The organism is Brucella pseudogrignonensis (assembly GCF_002252525.1).
Classification (GTDB): domain Bacteria; phylum Pseudomonadota; class Alphaproteobacteria; order Rhizobiales; family Rhizobiaceae; genus Brucella; species Brucella pseudogrignonensis.
The window spans coordinates 587,079-601,802 of record NZ_NNRM01000017.1; the positions used below are offsets into that span (position 1 = coordinate 587,079).

Genomic DNA, 14,724 nt, shown 5'->3' on the forward strand with positions numbered 1-14,724 from the left:
ATTCTTTCTGGTAAGAATATGCTGGATTAAAGGGGAAATCTGGATGTTCGTGTCCACGGCGTTTGCCCAAACCGCCACCGAATCGCAACCGGCACCTGCTGCTGGCGAGCACGGCGCAGCCGATGCTGTGCACACCGAAACCGGGGTCGCGCACGATGCCGGACACGGCAGCGGCGTATTCCCGCCGTTTGATTCCACCCATTATGCATCGCAGCTTCTGTGGCTGGCGATCACTTTCGGCCTTTTCTATCTGTTCCTGTCGCGTGTGGTTCTCCCACGCATCGGTGGCGTGATCGAAAACCGTCGTGACCGTATCGCACAGGATCTCGAGCAGGCTGCCCGCCTTAAGCAGGATGCAGACAACGCTATTGCTGCCTATGAGCAGGAACTAGCCGCTGCCCGCACCAAGGCTGCTTCGATTGCCGAAGCTGCTCGCGAAAAAGGCAAAGGCGAAGCAGACGCAGAACGTGCGACTGCGGAAGCTGCTCTTGAAAGCAAGCTGGCAGAAGCTGAAGAACGTATCGCCGCAATCAAGGCCAAGGCCATGAGCGATGTCGGTACGATCGCTGAAGAAACCACGTCTGCGATTGTTGAACAGCTCCTGGGTACCAAGGCCGACAAGGCTGACGTAACAGCAGCAGTCAAAACCGCAAACGCCTGAGGAGACGAAAATGGATTCAACATTTTGGGCATTTATTGCTCTTCTTCTCTTCATTGCTCTGATTGTTTACTTGAAGGTTCCAGGTATGATCGGTCGTTCGCTTGATGAGCGTGCCGAGAATATCAAGAAAGAACTGGAAGAAGCCCGCACCCTGCGCGAAGAAGCACAACAGCTTCTTGCTGAATATCATCGCAAGCGCAAGGAAGCGGAAAAAGAAGCTGGCGACATCGTTGCCGCCGCTGAACGCGAAGCCAAGGCTCTTCTTGAAGATGCCAAGCGTGCGACCGAAGAATATGTTGTTCGCCGCAACAAGCTTGCTGAGCAGAAGATTGCAACTGCTGAAACCGACGCAATCAATGCAGTTCGCGCTTCGGCTGTTGATCTGGCAGTAGCCGCTGCTGGCAAGATCGTTGCCGACAAGGTCGACGCAAAGGTTGCAGGTACCTTGTTCAAGGATGCACTCGGTCAGGTTAAGACCAACCTGAACTAAGTTCGGCAATTTGATAGTTTTAAGAAACGCCGCCTCAAAAGGGCGGCGTTTTTGTTTTCTGTTCTGTCTTCTTTTTCAAGGAAGCAGTTCTTAATCCCCGTCCGGTTCAGCGAGTTGGCTGAGCGCCAGTTCCCCTTGAGCCTTGACCGTCTGGATCGCGAAATTGCTGCGGATATCTATAACGCCTGGAAGGCGCAATAAAGTGCCGGTTAGAAAGCGTTCATAGGCTGCGAGGTCAGCCACGACGACTTGCAACAGGAAGTCGGATTCTCCCGATACAAGATGGCAGGAAAAGACTTCAGGCAGGTTCTGCACTGACGTACGGAATGCTGTTGCTGTTTCCTCATGATGGCGCTCTACACGGATGCCAACAAAGACAGTCAGTCCCAGTCCTATGGCATTGCGGTCGAGTGCCGCGTGGTAGCCTTGAATGACGCCAGCTTTTTCGAGGAGTTTGACTCGTCGCAAACACGGGGAAGGGGATAGCCCTATTTTATCGGCAAGCTGAACGTTTGAAAGACGCGCATCGTCTTGCAGTGCAGCGAGTATCTTACGGTCCGTTGCGTCTAGTTTTAATTTTGGCATAAGCCACCATTCTGAAAAGTCATATTGGCAGATTATATCAACTTCGATCCACTCCGCACCATAAAACGCAAGGACACGGACTGCACTTACGAGTTAGCTTCGGAAAGCTCTATCAGCTGTAGCTCATTCATCATATGCAATGAGCCAACCCGATGGCAGCTGCGTGAATTTTAGCTGTTCGGGGCGATATTGATGAGCGAGACGTGGTTATTTGCAAGCGCACTGGCGGCTGCATTTCTTCTTCCTGGGCCGGACATGATTCTGCTTCTACAGACGGGAGCGGCGCAGGGCAGAGCTCATGCACTAGCTGCTGCCGCAGGGCTTGCAACGGCCCGTGCTTGCCACGTCCTGCTCGCTGCATTTGGTTTGGCCGCTCTCCTGCACGCATTTCCAATCGCGTTTCAATTCTTGCGGATCGTGAGTGCCTGTTATCTGGTCTGGATTGCGATCGGCATCTTGCGTCACCCATTGGCGTCCCTCGATACAGCAACCAACGGCATTGAACGACGCTCTTATTTGGCGTCCGCCCGTAAGGGTTTACTCACCAATCTGCTGAACCCGAAAGCTTTGCTTTTCTGCTCGGTTCTATTGCCGCAGTTCGTTCATCCAGACAGAGGCAGTATCATGATGCAGTTTGCATTTCTGGGTGGGATGATGACCATCGTCGGGCTGTCGTTCGATACGATCTATGCCTTTGCAGGATCGTCACTCGGCAACCTGTTCAAGCGATATCCGGTCATACAATCTATTCAGCGTTGGGGCTTTGCGGCTCTGCTTTTTGGCTTTGCAGCCAAACTGGCGACGGTTTAAGCCTTTCATTGATCTATGATTTAGACACTATAGCGCCCTTTGATCGGCGCGAACGTATAGCGGTGGATGCCGGGCACCGGCCCATCTGTCTCAATAGCCGCTCGATGCTTGGCCGTACCGTAACCAGCATGTACCTCGAGACTGTATGGTGGATGGGCTAGACCGGCACGGATCATCATTCGGTCACGTGTAACTTTCGCAACGATTGATGCGGCCGCAATTGAAATAGAACGTTGATCGCCTTTCACCAATGCAGAACCGGGGCAGGGCAAACCGGGCGGCACATCGCGTCCGTCAATCAAGGCATGATCCGGGCTGAGTGTCAGCCCCATCAATGAACGGCGCATTGCTTCAAGCGCTGCTTTACGAATGTCACTGGCGTCTATACTTCGCGCGCTTAGGCTTGCAACAGAAACGGTCAGTGCTTTGGCGAGGATGATTTCGTAAAGCGCGTCGCGCTTGGCAGCTTTCAACCGCTTTGAATCATCTAGCCCTTCTGGCAGGTCATTCGGATCAAGCACCACCGTCGCCGCAACGACCGGACCGGCGAGTGGGCCGCGGCCAGCTTCATCAATGCCTGCAATATGGCGAAGCCCTCGCGACATATGCCTTCTCTCTTCGGAGAAGTCGGGGGCAAGCGGGATTTCAAAGAGGAGCGGAGAATCAGAACTCAAGCGTTTCATTTGGCGGCAATGCTCGCATTGCTTCTGATTCTCCGCAAGGTCCCTGCCGAGGATAGTGGCGTAAAAGCAGGGGCCTTCCGCCTGAAAAAACCAGACGGGGATCAAACTCACAACTGACAACTCATGCACACTTAAAGCCAACAAGACACAGGGCTCTTTCACCTCACTTTGATGATAGGAGCGCCGATATCCAGAAGTAGTGCCGCTTAAAAAAGCGAAAGCTGTTTGCCACCCTTCTCAACAGGCTCAAACAGATCCGTGCGCAGGGGAATACGCTTTGAATTGAAGCCGAGCTTGCGTGCAGCGATCTCGAAGCGACGGCCAATCTGCCAAGCATAAGGGCCTGTTCCACGCATACGCTTGCCCCATTCGGCATCGTAGTCTTTCCCGTCACGCATGGAGCGGACGAGCGACATGACATGGCGGTAGCGATCAGGATAATTGCGCAGCAGCCAATCTTTGAACAAAGGGGCTACTTCAAGCGGTAAACGGAGCAGTACATAGCCTGCTTCGCGTGCGCCCTGTGCGTAAGCTGCATCCAAAATACGCTCAATCTCATGATCGTTGATGCCGGGTATAATCGGTCCCATCATCACATTCGACGGAATGCCGGCATCGGCGAGCTTGCGAATGGCCTGCAGGCGCAAAGTCGGCGTTGATGCGCGGGGCTCCATTGTGCGCGCAAGATTGGCATCAAGCGTGGTGACTGAAAGCGCTACCTTGGCCAGCCCTTTTTCAGCCATGCGAGACAGGATATCAATATCCCGCACGACCAGAGCTGACTTGGTGACGATGCCGACAGGATGATTGGCAGCCTCCAGCACTTCAAGAATCTCGCGCATTACGCGCCATTTTTTCTCGATGGGCTGATATGGATCGGTATTGGTGCCAATTGCTATGGTCTTGGCCTGATAGCCGGGTTTTGCCAGTTCACGCTCCAGCAGGCGTGGTGCATCTGGTTTGGCGAACAGACGCGCCTCGAAATCAAGTCCGGCTGAAAGCCCCATATAGCTATGTGTTGGCCGCGCAAAACAGTAAATACAACCATGCTCGCAACCGCGATAAGGGTTAATCGAACGGTCGAAGCTGATATCCGGTGAATCATTGCGCGTGATGATGGTGCGGGGCTTCTCAACCTGAACATCCGTCTTGAAAGGTGGCAGGTCTTCAAGTGTCTCCCAGCCATCATCAAATTCGTGTCGTGTGGTTGGTTCGAACCGGCCGCTAGGATTGATGCCTGCACCGCGCCCACGACGTCGCGAGTGGTCAATGCGCAGGCCTGCTTCACCGACAAGCGCGTTGGCATGTTCCGCCCGTCCTGTTCCGAATGCTGCCTTGTCTGCCTGCTGGATAATTTCCATAACCGACTCTCTCGTTTCAGAATCTATTCGTAATCCAACGTCGGGAACAAAGCAAGAACATATAATCCGAAAGCTTTTCGATCACGCGGCCTTGATATAAAAGAAAGCATGTTATCAGTTCTGATTTTCACGCGAAATTCTGAGGGGCTTCTGGCCCAAACACTGTCAGCACTGGTGCCGGCAGTTGTGGAAGGGCTATTGCGTCGTGTTGTCGTTGTGGATAAGGCGTCCACTGACGAGACAAGGTTGGTTGCAGAGGGGGCAGGTTGCTCACTTTACGACGAAACGGATTTGCAGTCGGCTTTTGATGATCTGCGAGCGGACTGGCTTTTGTTGCTGAAACCGGGTGCTATTCTTGCAGACGGTTGGGAAGACGCGGTGCGTCGGCATATGGAAATGAGCCAATCGCCTGCGCGGTTTTCATCGCCTCAGGATTTAGGCCTGATGGGTAAGCTTTTGGGCGCGAAACCTTCACTCGATAATGGGCTTCTGGCGCCCGTCATAACAATTCGACCCGTAGTCGGAGATGGAGGCGTTCCTGGCGCTGTCTTGAAACGACTCAAGCCAATCCGGCTTCCGCATCAGATTTTACCACCAAAAACAACAAAAGGCGGAGCCTGAGGGCTTCGCCTTTTTGTATTCTACCGGCTTGCGCCGATATTAGTTCTGATAGCTTGAAGGCGATGCGTCGCCAAAGCGATGAGCAGAACCGTCCTGATAAGTGGTCGTCTGACCGATAGAAGCGGTTGCAGTGTTATCAACCTGCTGTGTTGCAACTGGCGTGCGGTCATTTGCATAAAGATCGGCAGGTTCACCAACATGTGGGTTTTCAGCGAAAGCTGCACCGGCGCTAAGAGCAACGGCTACGGCAGCAAGAGCAAACTTTTTCATTTTTCTATTCCTTCTTCATCGCCCTTTGGATGGCATCAGTGCTTCCGGGGCACCGGGGTGGCACCAATGCCATCCACCGGGGAGATAACTCGTATGCGTTGATCTGATGTAGTCAGATTGAAACGCGGTTTGGTAAGCTGGGCTTAGTTCTGGAAGCTCGAAGGCGATGCATCACCGAAGCGATGAGCCGAACCGTCCTGAAACGAAGACTGACCAATCGAAGCGGTTGCAGTGTGATCGACCTGCTGGGCTGCAACTGGTGTGCGGTCATTTGCATAAAGATCGGCAGGGGTGCCAACATTTGGATTTTCAGCGAAAGCTGCACCGGCGCTAAGGGCAACGGCTACGGCAGCAAGAGCAAACTTTTTCATTTTCTATCTCCTTGGTTTTGTGAAGCGACGTTGTGTTCGTCGTTTCGATGACCAAGAGATAGGCCTTTCAATCGGCTGCGCCTAGCTACCGTTTGGTTCACAGATTGTATCTCAAAGAGTAGACAATAAACCCTTGAAACGGGCAAAATGTCCAAGACAACACGGTTTATTCAAGTATATGTGAACAGTGTGAGGCGAGAAAATGACCGTTTTGTCAGAGCGCTGACGGAGCTGTTTGGCTTGAAACCACGAACCAGTTGGGATTTTTCGCCAGGATTTGAGATGCGGCGGCATCCGCGCTTTGCTGATCTTTGAAGATTGCAAAGCAGGTAGCGCCTGAGCCGGACATTTGCGCATAAAGCGCGCCATGCGCACGTAGCAGATCAAGCTTACCGTTAATCTGCGGGGCAAGAGCCAGCGCTGCGTGCAGAAGGTCGTTACGGGTTGAGCCGAGATATGTGCAGATGCTTTCAACATCGCCATGTGCAGGTGCCGGGAGCTGCTGGTTGTCACGCTTTGTCAACGCACGGAAGACATCGGGCGTCGCAACAGCGGTGCCATCATTGACCAGCAGTATCGGAAACGATGGCATTTGCGGTATTGCGGTGAGTTGTTCACCGATGCCACGCGCAACAAGCGGTGCTCCGAGAGCGGCACCACGCAGACACATGGGAAGGTCGGCGCCCAAATTGAGCCCGAGTTCAGCCAGCGTGTCGAGGTCCAGATTGAGCCGCCAGATTTCGTTGAGTGCGAGAAGCGTTGCCGCCGCGTCGCTGGAACCACCGCCGATGCCTGACGCGACGGGCAAGTTCTTCTCTAAGTGGATTGAAACGGGGGTAAGCGCGCGATCCGCATGTGATCGCAAAGCGTCGCGCGCCTTGACGACTAGATTGCCGCTATCAAGCGGTATGCCTTGAGCGAAGCGCCCGCCAATGCTGAAACTATCTTCGTCGGCTTCTTCGATGGTGATGCGGTCGCCATAATCAGCAAAGACGACCAGCATATCGAGCAGATGATAGCCATCATCTCTACGCCCTGTCACATGCAGCGCGAGATTAACCTTGGCCGGTGCCACGCGATGAACAGAAGGACGATCCAGAGTGGCAGCCTCAGCAGAATGATGCATTCAGAATGAAATTAATATTAGTCTTTTTTGACGTAATATTCACCCGTCTTCGGGTCCTGAACCAGTGTGCCATGGGCGCGGTTCTGGGCCTCTTTTTCTGCCCGACGAACGCGCTGGGTAACACGTACCGCTTCGCGCTTGAACGAGCGATAACCGTACCAGGCGGCAGCGAGTATCAACAGCAGAAAGATAAGCTGGGGCATGGCCTCTAATCCTCAGGCTAGCATAGGTTCCCGAAAGGCCTTTTCGGGATCACGGAGTGAAACTTATTCGCAGGCAGCATAACACTACTTTGTAGGATTATGCATCATATCATGGTGAAACAATGAATTTCAAAGGCCATATCGCGCCCAGAGCGCCTTTTCTTCGGCGACTGACAGAAGGCCGTCACCGAGATTAGCTGCGATCGCAGCAGGATCAATGCCACTAAGCGCTATTTCGACACCCGGTGCCTTACGTCCGAGTAGTCCGCGCTTGGGTTCAATCAGCTTGAGCTTCACCTTGTCACCATAGGTCTTGCGCAGGAAGCTGCGCATATCCCCAAGTCCGTCAACGAGGCCCAGTTCTTTGCCTTTAATGCCTGTCCAGAATAAGCCGGTGAAGAGGCTCTCGTCATCGGCGAGTTTGCTGCCGCGACGCTCCTTCACCATGTCGATGAAGGTCTGGTGAACTTCAAGCTGAAGCGATTTGAGACGTTCAATATCGGCTTCCTTCTCTGGCTGAAACGGATCAAGCGTCGACTTGTTTTGGCCTGCTGTATAGACACGGCGTTCGACGCCGATTTTCTTAAGCAGCTCCGGGAAACCGAACGACGCTGAAACAACGCCGATGGAGCCGACAATCGACGACGGATCGGCGATGATCTCATCACCTGCGAGCGCAATCATGTAACCGCCTGATGCAGCAGCATCTTCCACAAAGACAAAAACTCGCTTCTGATGCTCGTCTGCCAAATCGCGAATACGACGATAGATGAGGCGTGACTGCACCGGTGAGCCACCGGGCGAATTGATGGAAATGGCGACTGCTGGCGTTTCCTTGTCAGTGAAGGCCTTTTCGAGCACAGCGGAAGCACTTGCGAGCGACAGCGATGGGCGCAGCGATGAGCCGCCGCTCATGATCACGCCATGCAAACGCACAACAGGGATTTCAATCTCTTTTTTGCGAAAACGACGCGGAATGAAGCGGGACAATATTCCTGACAAATCAAACTCCAACCTGAAAAATACTTGTTGCAGCGAATGTAGGAAGCAAATTGGCAAACACAAAGAAAAATGCCCGGAATTTCGTTCCGGGCATTTTGTTTTCGTCAGTTTTTCGGCTTGGCCAGCATTCTGAGCAGTACATAACCACATATTGCAGAGAGTGCGGAGCCAGTTAGAACGCCGATTTTTGTCTCGGCTTGTAATAGTTCCGACTGATAGGACAAAAGCCCGATAAAAATGCTCATCGTGAAGCCGATGCCGCAAAGAAGTGAAACACCATATATCTGCCCCCAGCTGGCGCCCATTGGCCGCTGTGCCAGACCCGTTTTGATTGCGAGCCATGCAGCACCAAACACGCCAAGCTGTTTGCCGACAAAAAGACCGAGCATGATGCCAAGCGGCAGAGTATCGAAGATGATGGAAGGCGTCATTCCGGTGAACGAAATACCGGCATTGGCAAAACCGAACACTGGAACGATGAAGAAAGCGACAGGTTTTGCCAGAGCGTGCTCCAGCGTATGAAGTGGCGAAGTCATATCATCCGGCTTCGCTTTGGCAGGCTTCAGCGGGATCATGAGAGCCGCGGCAACGCCAGCGACGGTCGCATGAACGCCGGAGTTGAGCACGAAGAACCACAATATGGCAGCGCCAATGAGATAGGGTAGCAGTTTCGAGACGCCTATGCGGTTCATAGCAAACAGAACGGCGGCCGTTGCAAATGCTGCGCCCAGATAAGGCATGGAAATCTCAGCAGTATAAAAGATCGCAATGATGATCACTGCTGCCAGATCATCGAGAATGGCAAGCGTCGCCAGAAAGACCTTGAGGCTTGACGGCACGCGCGATCCGAGTAGCGATAAAACACCAAGCGCGAAAGCGATGTCGGTGGCTGACGGTACAGCCCAGCCGCGCACTTTCTCAGGATCGTTATAATTGAAGGCAACGAAAATCAGTGCGGGCACGATGACGCCGCCTGCGGCAGCTATGCCCGGCAAAATGCGATTAGGCCAGCTTGCAAGCTGGCCATCGAGAAACTCACGTTTTATCTCAAGTCCGACCAGCAGAAAGAAGACGGCCATCAGCGCATCATTGATCCAATGCGAAAGACTGAGTGGACCAATATAGGACTGCAATGCGCCGAAATAGGTCTTGGAAAAAGGCGAATTCGCAACGATCAGCGCGAGCGCTGCAGCGGCCATGAGAACAATACCACCAGCAGATTCGCTGTCGAGAAAGCGACGCATGATGGAAACGGGGCGGACGGGCTTCGGATGTGACGTCATTATTCTTCTTTTCAGGTTATTTCCGGAGCGTCTACTTCGTAGAGCGTGAGGTTGCGATCCGTAATGCCAAGTCTTGGCCATTCGGAACGCCACTTCCCTATGTGGTCAGACACGAAGTGTTTGTCCAGTGAAACCCGATCGCGCCATAGCTCTTTTACATGAATGACGTTTGTTTCAAGTACATCTTGAGAATAAGAATACGAAAGGCAGCCGTCCTCTGCGCGACTTGCTTCAATCATCCGCTGCATAACTGGTCGAGCTTCATCAAGTTTTTCGGCCGGCAAGCGAATGGTTCCAACGATGAGAAGCATGTCTTCAGTTTTCCAAACTATATTGTTTACAGATTCTGTCGCCCGATGTGCGATATGTGCGAAAACCCATCGCTTCATAATAGGCGAGGCCCATATCGTTATCGGCACCGATGGTTGCGTCGATATCAGTGATCTCTGCCGCTTCCGCCGCCTGACGGGTTGCTGCGAATAGGGCCGATCCTACGCCTTTGCGGGCAGCACGCGGACTGACATGGGTGCCGATAATTCCCCAGCCGACTGCAACGCCGTAGGGATTGTCTTCGGTCGCATGTTTCAGTGATTGAAAACCTAGTATCTCGCCATCAGCAACCGCTACGTGACATTCGATCCGGTTCGGATCGGAAATATAGCGCTCAATGACATGGTCGCGATCATAATCCCGCTGGAGTCCGGTTGCGTCGATGATCTCTTTGAGAACGCGGCTCATGCCATCCGCATCGTCAATTTTGACTGGTCTGATTTCCATGAAGCCCTCGCTTGTTTCAATCACGGAAAGCCATTGGATCAGCGCTCTCGCTTCCCGCATGGCTTCGGTCTGGTCATTGTAAAGCCCGGATGCGTAAGCCGTACCCCAATAAGTGTAGGGTCCAATCTCAGGCACTTCATCCAGAAACTCTTGGGTTTCTTCAAAAGAATAAAGCCCGTTTCTGTGATCAAAGAGTTCGAACCGAGCCTTTCCGTCGTTGCGATCAACCGCGTTCAGACATTTTTTCACGGGTTTTCCTAAAGCAGCGAAGTCTGGCCATTATTAATGGCTGTGGCGCGTGGCGTGAAATCATTACCCGCATCGCCGTGCAGAATAAGGGCTGGCATGAGCGAAAGGCCTGCACGGCTACCGCGAATGCCGGTAATCACGATGCGGATGGCCGCCGCGTCAGGGCGTGGCAGGATCGGAATGATCTTCAGTCCGCCAAAACGCCGCTCAAGCGCTTCCAATATCGGCGCGAGCGAAGCAGGGCGTGCGATAATCGAAACGCCGCCGCCGGGCCGCAGAAGCGCCGATGCGGTGCGCAGCCATTGGTCGAACATGCCTTCGGGCATGACATGCGCTTCAGCTTTCAAGGGATCAGGTGTCGAGCGGTCGCTCGCCTCATTAAAAGGCGGGTTCATGATGACATAATCGAAGCTGTTATCGATCAGGCCAGCGCTGGCCCGCGCCTTGCCGGTCAGTGAGACATCGGCTTCCAGAATATCGACACGGTCGCGCAAGGCGGTATTTAGTGGATGGTTGACGCTCTTATGCGCAAAGTTAAGCATAAAGCCCGAGCGTTCGATGAGTGTAGCGCGCGCGTCCTTGCAGCGGGCAGCCACCGCGAGGCCTGCAGCACCTGCACCACTGCCGAGATCGGCAAGGCGGCCTGAGAAACCATTTGGCACGCTGCTTGCGAGAATCATTGCGTCTACACCGGACCGATGGCCTTTCATCGCGGGCTGCACGAGATGAAATGCACCACGATGAAACACATCCAGCGTTTCTTCCATGGTATCCTGTGCGCGCTCGGAAATGTTATTCGTCATGGTCTTTGAGTTCATGTTCCAGACCGGCATCGATCAGGTAACGTCTGGCTTCGTCCAATCGGTCTTCCTCAACGAGGAATCGCCTAGGTATAACGCCTAATGAACCTTCGAGAATGCTCATATTGGTGTCGGCAATGAAGTAAATGATGCCGGCCTCTTTCATAAGAGCTTCGGCAACGGACAGGAGAACGGAATCATTTGTGCGCATAAGTTCGATCATTTCGACAATGTGTAATCAATAGACCGCATTGACAACTGCTTCCTTCAATGGTGAACAGGCTCTGAATAAAAAGCTTGGGCGTTGCAGGGGCTGTTAAGCGTCTTGAGCATTCTGATCCGCACAAATAGTGTGGTCAGCAGCTAGGAGTAACGACATTGGGTGTGGTTTTGAATCTTGACGGGAAACAGAAGCGGGAAGGATCGGTTCAGCCTCTGGTCGACCTGACGAAGGCCGATATGGGCCGCGTGAACGAAATGATCCTGTCCCGTGCGGGCTCCGATGTCGAGATGATCCCGGAAGTGGCGAACCATCTCATTTCATCTGGTGGCAAGCGCCTCCGCCCAATGATGACGTTGGCTGCTGCCCGCATGTTTGGCTATGAGGGTGACGGGCATGTCCGTCTCGCAACCTCGGTCGAATTCATGCATACCGCTACTCTTCTGCATGACGATGTGGTCGATGAAAGCGATCTGCGTCGCGGTAAAAGCACGGCGCGCATGATCTGGGGCAACCAGGCAAGCGTTCTGGTTGGCGACTTCCTGCTCGGTCAGGCTTTCAAGATGATGGTTGATGTCGGCTCGCTCGATGCTCTTGATGTTCTTGCAACTTCCGCTTCGGTTATTGCTGAAGGCGAAGTGATGCAGTTGGCTGCCGCCAAGAACATGGAAACCACGGAAGACGAGTATCTGGCCGTCATTAAGGCTAAAACCGCAGCGCTGTTCTCGGCTGCTGCCGAAGTCGGTCCGATCATTGCTGATGCGAAACCTTCCGATCGTGCAGCCCTGCGCGATTACGGTCTTAATCTTGGCCTCGCTTTCCAGCTTGTTGACGATGCGCTGGATTATGGTGGTTCGGCAGCCGATCTTGGCAAGAACACCGGCGATGATTTCCGCGAAGGCAAGATCACACTGCCAGTGATCCTGAGCTATCGCCGCGGCACTGATGAAGAACGCGCTTTCTGGAAACATGCAATTGAAGAAGGTGCGAGCGACGACGCTTCGCTTGAAAAGGCCATTGGCCTGATGACAAAGCACGGTGCAATCGCTGACACTGTACAGCGTGCCCGTCATTTCGGCGAAATTGCCCGCGATGCCTTAGCGCCGTTGAAGGCCTGCCCTGAGAAGGATGCGCTGATTGAAGTCATCGACTTCTGCATCAGCCGGGTAAACTAAGGTCTTTGTAAAATTTAAAGAATGGCATCCTTCACGGATGCTTTTTCAAGCATGTCGCCTGAAAGTGGAAACCGGTTTCAGGTTGACGACATGCTGATAAGGAGTAACAAGAAAAGCATCCTTCACGGATGCTTTTCTTGCGCTTGGACCCCAAAAAGGCCATGCTTGAGGTGCCTCTGAATAGGGGATCTTATACGGAATCGGAAAGAGGACTGGGCTTTATGCGGCAGGGATCTAAACGTCGTCCGCTTTACGGATTGCTTCTTCTGGCTTTGGCGGGAGTGGTGATACCGGCAAATGCGGCAATGGCTAAAACAAGCACAGATCCAGTCTCGCAGGTGCGTGCCGGTTCATTTGCCGGCGCTTATCTCGCAGCGCGCACAGCTGAAGCCGACAACAACATTTCCGCAGCTGTCGATTTTTATCGTCAGGCCATGGCGTTTGATCCGGGAAATGACATCATCAAGCAGAACCTGCTATTGGCGCTGTTGACGGAAGGTCGTTTCAAGGATGCTCTGCCGCTTGCCGAAGAGCTTAAAGATCAGCCGGAGATTGAGCGCTTTTCACGCGTAGCACTGGCAATCGATGCCATTTCCAAGAAGCAGTATCGCAAGACCGGCCCGCTTCTGATGTTGTCGATTCAGTCCGACATGGACCAGCTCGCGACCAGTCTCATGAGCGCATGGGTGAAGGTCGGGCAGGGCAATCCAAAGCGTGCGCTTGCTGATGTTGTGAAGATCAACGGTCCTGAGTGGTACGGCCTGTTCCGCATTTATAATGCAGCGCTTATCGCCGATATTGCTGGCGATAAGCAGGACGCACGCAATTATTATCAGCAAGCGCTCGATGATCGCGCCGGTGGTAGCGCAGCGCCTGATACCTATGAGCGTATTGTGATGTCCTATGCCGCATTCAAGCTGCGTCAGGGCGATAAGGCCGGTGCTGTCAAGATTCTCAAAGACGCTGAAGAGCTTCTGAATGGCCGTATGACGATCACAGAGATGCGCGAAAAGATTGAGGCGGGACAGAAATATCCTCGCCTGATCGATACGCCACAGCAAGGTGTGGGCGAAGTGCTTTATACGCTTGGCACTGCGATCAATCGCGGTGGTGCAGAAGCATTTGCGAAACTGTACCTGCAAATGTCGTTGCCACTGCGCCCAGACAATGATGCTACGCTTTACCAGCTTGGAGATATTTCGGCGAAGCTGCGTCAGCCGGAAAAGGCTGTCGAATATTATGCTCGCGTTCCCGAAAAATCGCCGTATCGGCGTGATGCGGAAATGCAGCGCGCACTTAATCTTGCTGAAAACGAGAAGACTGGCGAAGCAATCACCCAGCTCAAGACCTTGCTTGAGCGCGACAAGACGGATCTGCGCACCTATTTGGCGCTCGGTGGTGTCTATGCGCAGGACAAGAATTTTGCCGACGCTGCAAAAATCTATGATGCAGCGGTAGAGCAGATCAAATCGCCGGAACGCAAGGATTGGCCAGTGTTCTACCAGCGCGGCATCGCGCATGAACGGCTGAAGGAATGGGATCAGGCAGAGCCAAATTTCAAGAAGGCTCTGGAGCTTTATCCTGATCAGCCACAGGTGCTGAATTATCTTGGTTATTCATGGGTTGATCGGGGTGAAAATCTCGATGAAGCACTGAAAATGATCAAGAAGGCAGTCGAACTGCGTCCGCAGGATGGTTACATCGTCGATTCGCTCGGCTGGGCTTATTACAAGCTCGGTCGTTATCCGGAAGCCGTGGTCGAGCTTGAAAAGGCCGTGAAGCTTCGTCCGGAAGATCCGACGATCAACGACCACCTTGGCGATGCTTACTGGCGCTCGGACCGTCAGCTTGAAGCGACTTTCCAGTGGAACCACGCCATTGCTGGCAAGCCTGAACCTGAAGAGCTGGCCAAAATTGAAGAAAAGCTGAAAAAGGGTCTGGCTCCTGATCCAAATCCTTCGGAGGCGCGGGCTCAGGACAAGAAGCCTGAGCCGACAAAAGCGCCTGAAACCAAAACCGAATAATTTCAAAGCCCGG

Annotated in this window: 19 protein-coding genes; 6 read left to right on the forward strand and 13 right to left on the reverse strand. The window is 53.3% G+C overall.

The features are described 5' to 3' along the window. Positions 1–43: 43 nt before the first annotated feature. A complete protein-coding gene (locus CEV34_RS09360; RefSeq protein WP_007873665.1) occupies positions 44–661 on the forward strand; it encodes a F0F1 ATP synthase subunit B in 618 nt (205 codons plus the stop codon). 10 nt (positions 662–671) lie between these two features. After that, positions 672–1,151 carry a F0F1 ATP synthase subunit B gene (locus CEV34_RS09365; protein WP_007873666.1) on the forward strand — a complete coding sequence of 160 codons (480 nt, stop codon included), beginning with the start codon at positions 672–674 and terminating at the stop codon, positions 1,149–1,151. Positions 1,152–1,241: 90 nt separating this feature from the next. Here CEV34_RS09365 and CEV34_RS09370 read toward each other — a convergent pair whose 3' ends face one another. Further along, positions 1,242–1,736 (reverse strand): Lrp/AsnC family transcriptional regulator, encoded by a 495-nt coding sequence (locus tag CEV34_RS09370; protein WP_007873667.1) that lies wholly within the window; start codon positions 1,734–1,736, stop codon positions 1,242–1,244. Positions 1,737–1,928: 192 nt separating this feature from the next. Between CEV34_RS09370 and CEV34_RS09375 the strand changes: the two genes are divergently transcribed. Beyond that, positions 1,929–2,546, forward strand: coding sequence for a LysE family translocator (locus CEV34_RS09375; RefSeq protein ID WP_007873668.1), 618 nt, complete (start codon positions 1,929–1,931; stop codon positions 2,544–2,546). Between the two features lie 20 nt (positions 2,547–2,566). Here the strand turns inward: CEV34_RS09375 and CEV34_RS09380 are convergent, their stop codons facing one another. Further along, entirely contained in the window at positions 2,567–3,229 is a 663-nt protein-coding gene (locus CEV34_RS09380) for a ribonuclease HII (RefSeq protein ID WP_007873669.1), read from the reverse strand. 206 nt (positions 3,230–3,435) lie between these two features. Next, a complete protein-coding gene (locus CEV34_RS09385; protein WP_007873672.1) occupies positions 3,436–4,590 on the reverse strand; it encodes a PA0069 family radical SAM protein in 1,155 nt (384 codons plus the stop codon). A gap of 108 nt (positions 4,591–4,698) precedes the next feature. On the opposite strand from CEV34_RS09385, the gene CEV34_RS09390 reads away from it, so the two are divergent. Then, positions 4,699–5,211, forward strand: a complete 513-nt coding sequence (locus CEV34_RS09390; protein ID WP_007873674.1) for a glycosyltransferase family protein — start codon at positions 4,699–4,701, stop codon at positions 5,209–5,211. Between the two features lie 39 nt (positions 5,212–5,250). Here CEV34_RS09390 and CEV34_RS09395 read toward each other — a convergent pair whose 3' ends face one another. The 10 genes from CEV34_RS09395 to CEV34_RS09440 form a co-directional block, all read right to left on the reverse strand. Beyond that, the gene (locus CEV34_RS09395; RefSeq protein ID WP_064320232.1) at positions 5,251–5,481 is read right to left on the reverse strand and encodes a hypothetical protein; all 231 of its coding nucleotides are present in this window, start codon (positions 5,479–5,481) and stop codon (positions 5,251–5,253) included. A gap of 143 nt (positions 5,482–5,624) precedes the next feature. Then, a complete protein-coding gene (locus tag CEV34_RS09400; protein ID WP_007873677.1) occupies positions 5,625–5,852 on the reverse strand; it encodes a hypothetical protein in 228 nt (75 codons plus the stop codon). Positions 5,853–6,066: 214 nt separating this feature from the next. Further along, positions 6,067–6,978 (reverse strand): 4-(cytidine 5'-diphospho)-2-C-methyl-D-erythritol kinase, encoded by a 912-nt coding sequence (locus CEV34_RS09405; RefSeq protein ID WP_007873678.1) that lies wholly within the window; start codon positions 6,976–6,978, stop codon positions 6,067–6,069. A 17-nt stretch (positions 6,979–6,995) separates the two neighbouring features. Further along, positions 6,996–7,181, reverse strand: a complete 186-nt coding sequence (locus tag CEV34_RS09410) for a hypothetical protein (protein WP_007873680.1) — start codon at positions 7,179–7,181, stop codon at positions 6,996–6,998. A gap of 129 nt (positions 7,182–7,310) precedes the next feature. Next, on the reverse strand, positions 7,311–8,183 hold the full coding sequence (locus CEV34_RS09415) for a S49 family peptidase (RefSeq protein WP_007873681.1): 873 nt from the start codon (positions 8,181–8,183) through the stop codon (positions 7,311–7,313). A 104-nt stretch (positions 8,184–8,287) separates the two neighbouring features. After that, positions 8,288–9,466, reverse strand: a complete 1,179-nt coding sequence (gene nhaA, locus CEV34_RS09420) for a Na+/H+ antiporter NhaA (protein ID WP_007873682.1) — start codon at positions 9,464–9,466, stop codon at positions 8,288–8,290. 11 nt (positions 9,467–9,477) lie between these two features. Beyond that, on the reverse strand, positions 9,478–9,777 hold the full coding sequence (locus tag CEV34_RS09425) for a putative quinol monooxygenase (RefSeq protein ID WP_007873683.1): 300 nt from the start codon (positions 9,775–9,777) through the stop codon (positions 9,478–9,480). A gap of 4 nt (positions 9,778–9,781) precedes the next feature. After that, positions 9,782–10,492, reverse strand: a complete 711-nt coding sequence (locus tag CEV34_RS27700) for a GNAT family N-acetyltransferase (RefSeq protein WP_007873685.1) — start codon at positions 10,490–10,492, stop codon at positions 9,782–9,784. Positions 10,493–10,500: 8 nt separating this feature from the next. Further along, entirely contained in the window at positions 10,501–11,295 is a 795-nt protein-coding gene (locus tag CEV34_RS09435) for a tRNA1(Val) (adenine(37)-N6)-methyltransferase (protein ID WP_374891495.1), read from the reverse strand. Next, the gene (locus tag CEV34_RS09440) at positions 11,285–11,515 is read right to left on the reverse strand and encodes a putative signal transducing protein (protein ID WP_007873690.1); all 231 of its coding nucleotides are present in this window, start codon (positions 11,513–11,515) and stop codon (positions 11,285–11,287) included. The genes CEV34_RS09435 and CEV34_RS09440 overlap by 11 nt, the downstream gene beginning before the upstream one ends. Before the next feature lie 155 nt (positions 11,516–11,670). On the opposite strand from CEV34_RS09440, the gene CEV34_RS09445 reads away from it, so the two are divergent. Together CEV34_RS09445 and CEV34_RS09450 are read left to right on the forward strand one after the other, a co-directional pair. Continuing rightward, complete coding sequence (locus CEV34_RS09445; protein WP_007873698.1) at positions 11,671–12,687, forward strand: polyprenyl synthetase family protein; 1,017 nt, start codon at positions 11,671–11,673, stop codon at positions 12,685–12,687. Positions 12,688–12,908: 221 nt separating this feature from the next. Then, a complete protein-coding gene (locus CEV34_RS09450) occupies positions 12,909–14,711 on the forward strand; it encodes a tetratricopeptide repeat protein (protein WP_039859561.1) in 1,803 nt (600 codons plus the stop codon). Positions 14,712–14,724 lie beyond the last annotated feature (13 nt).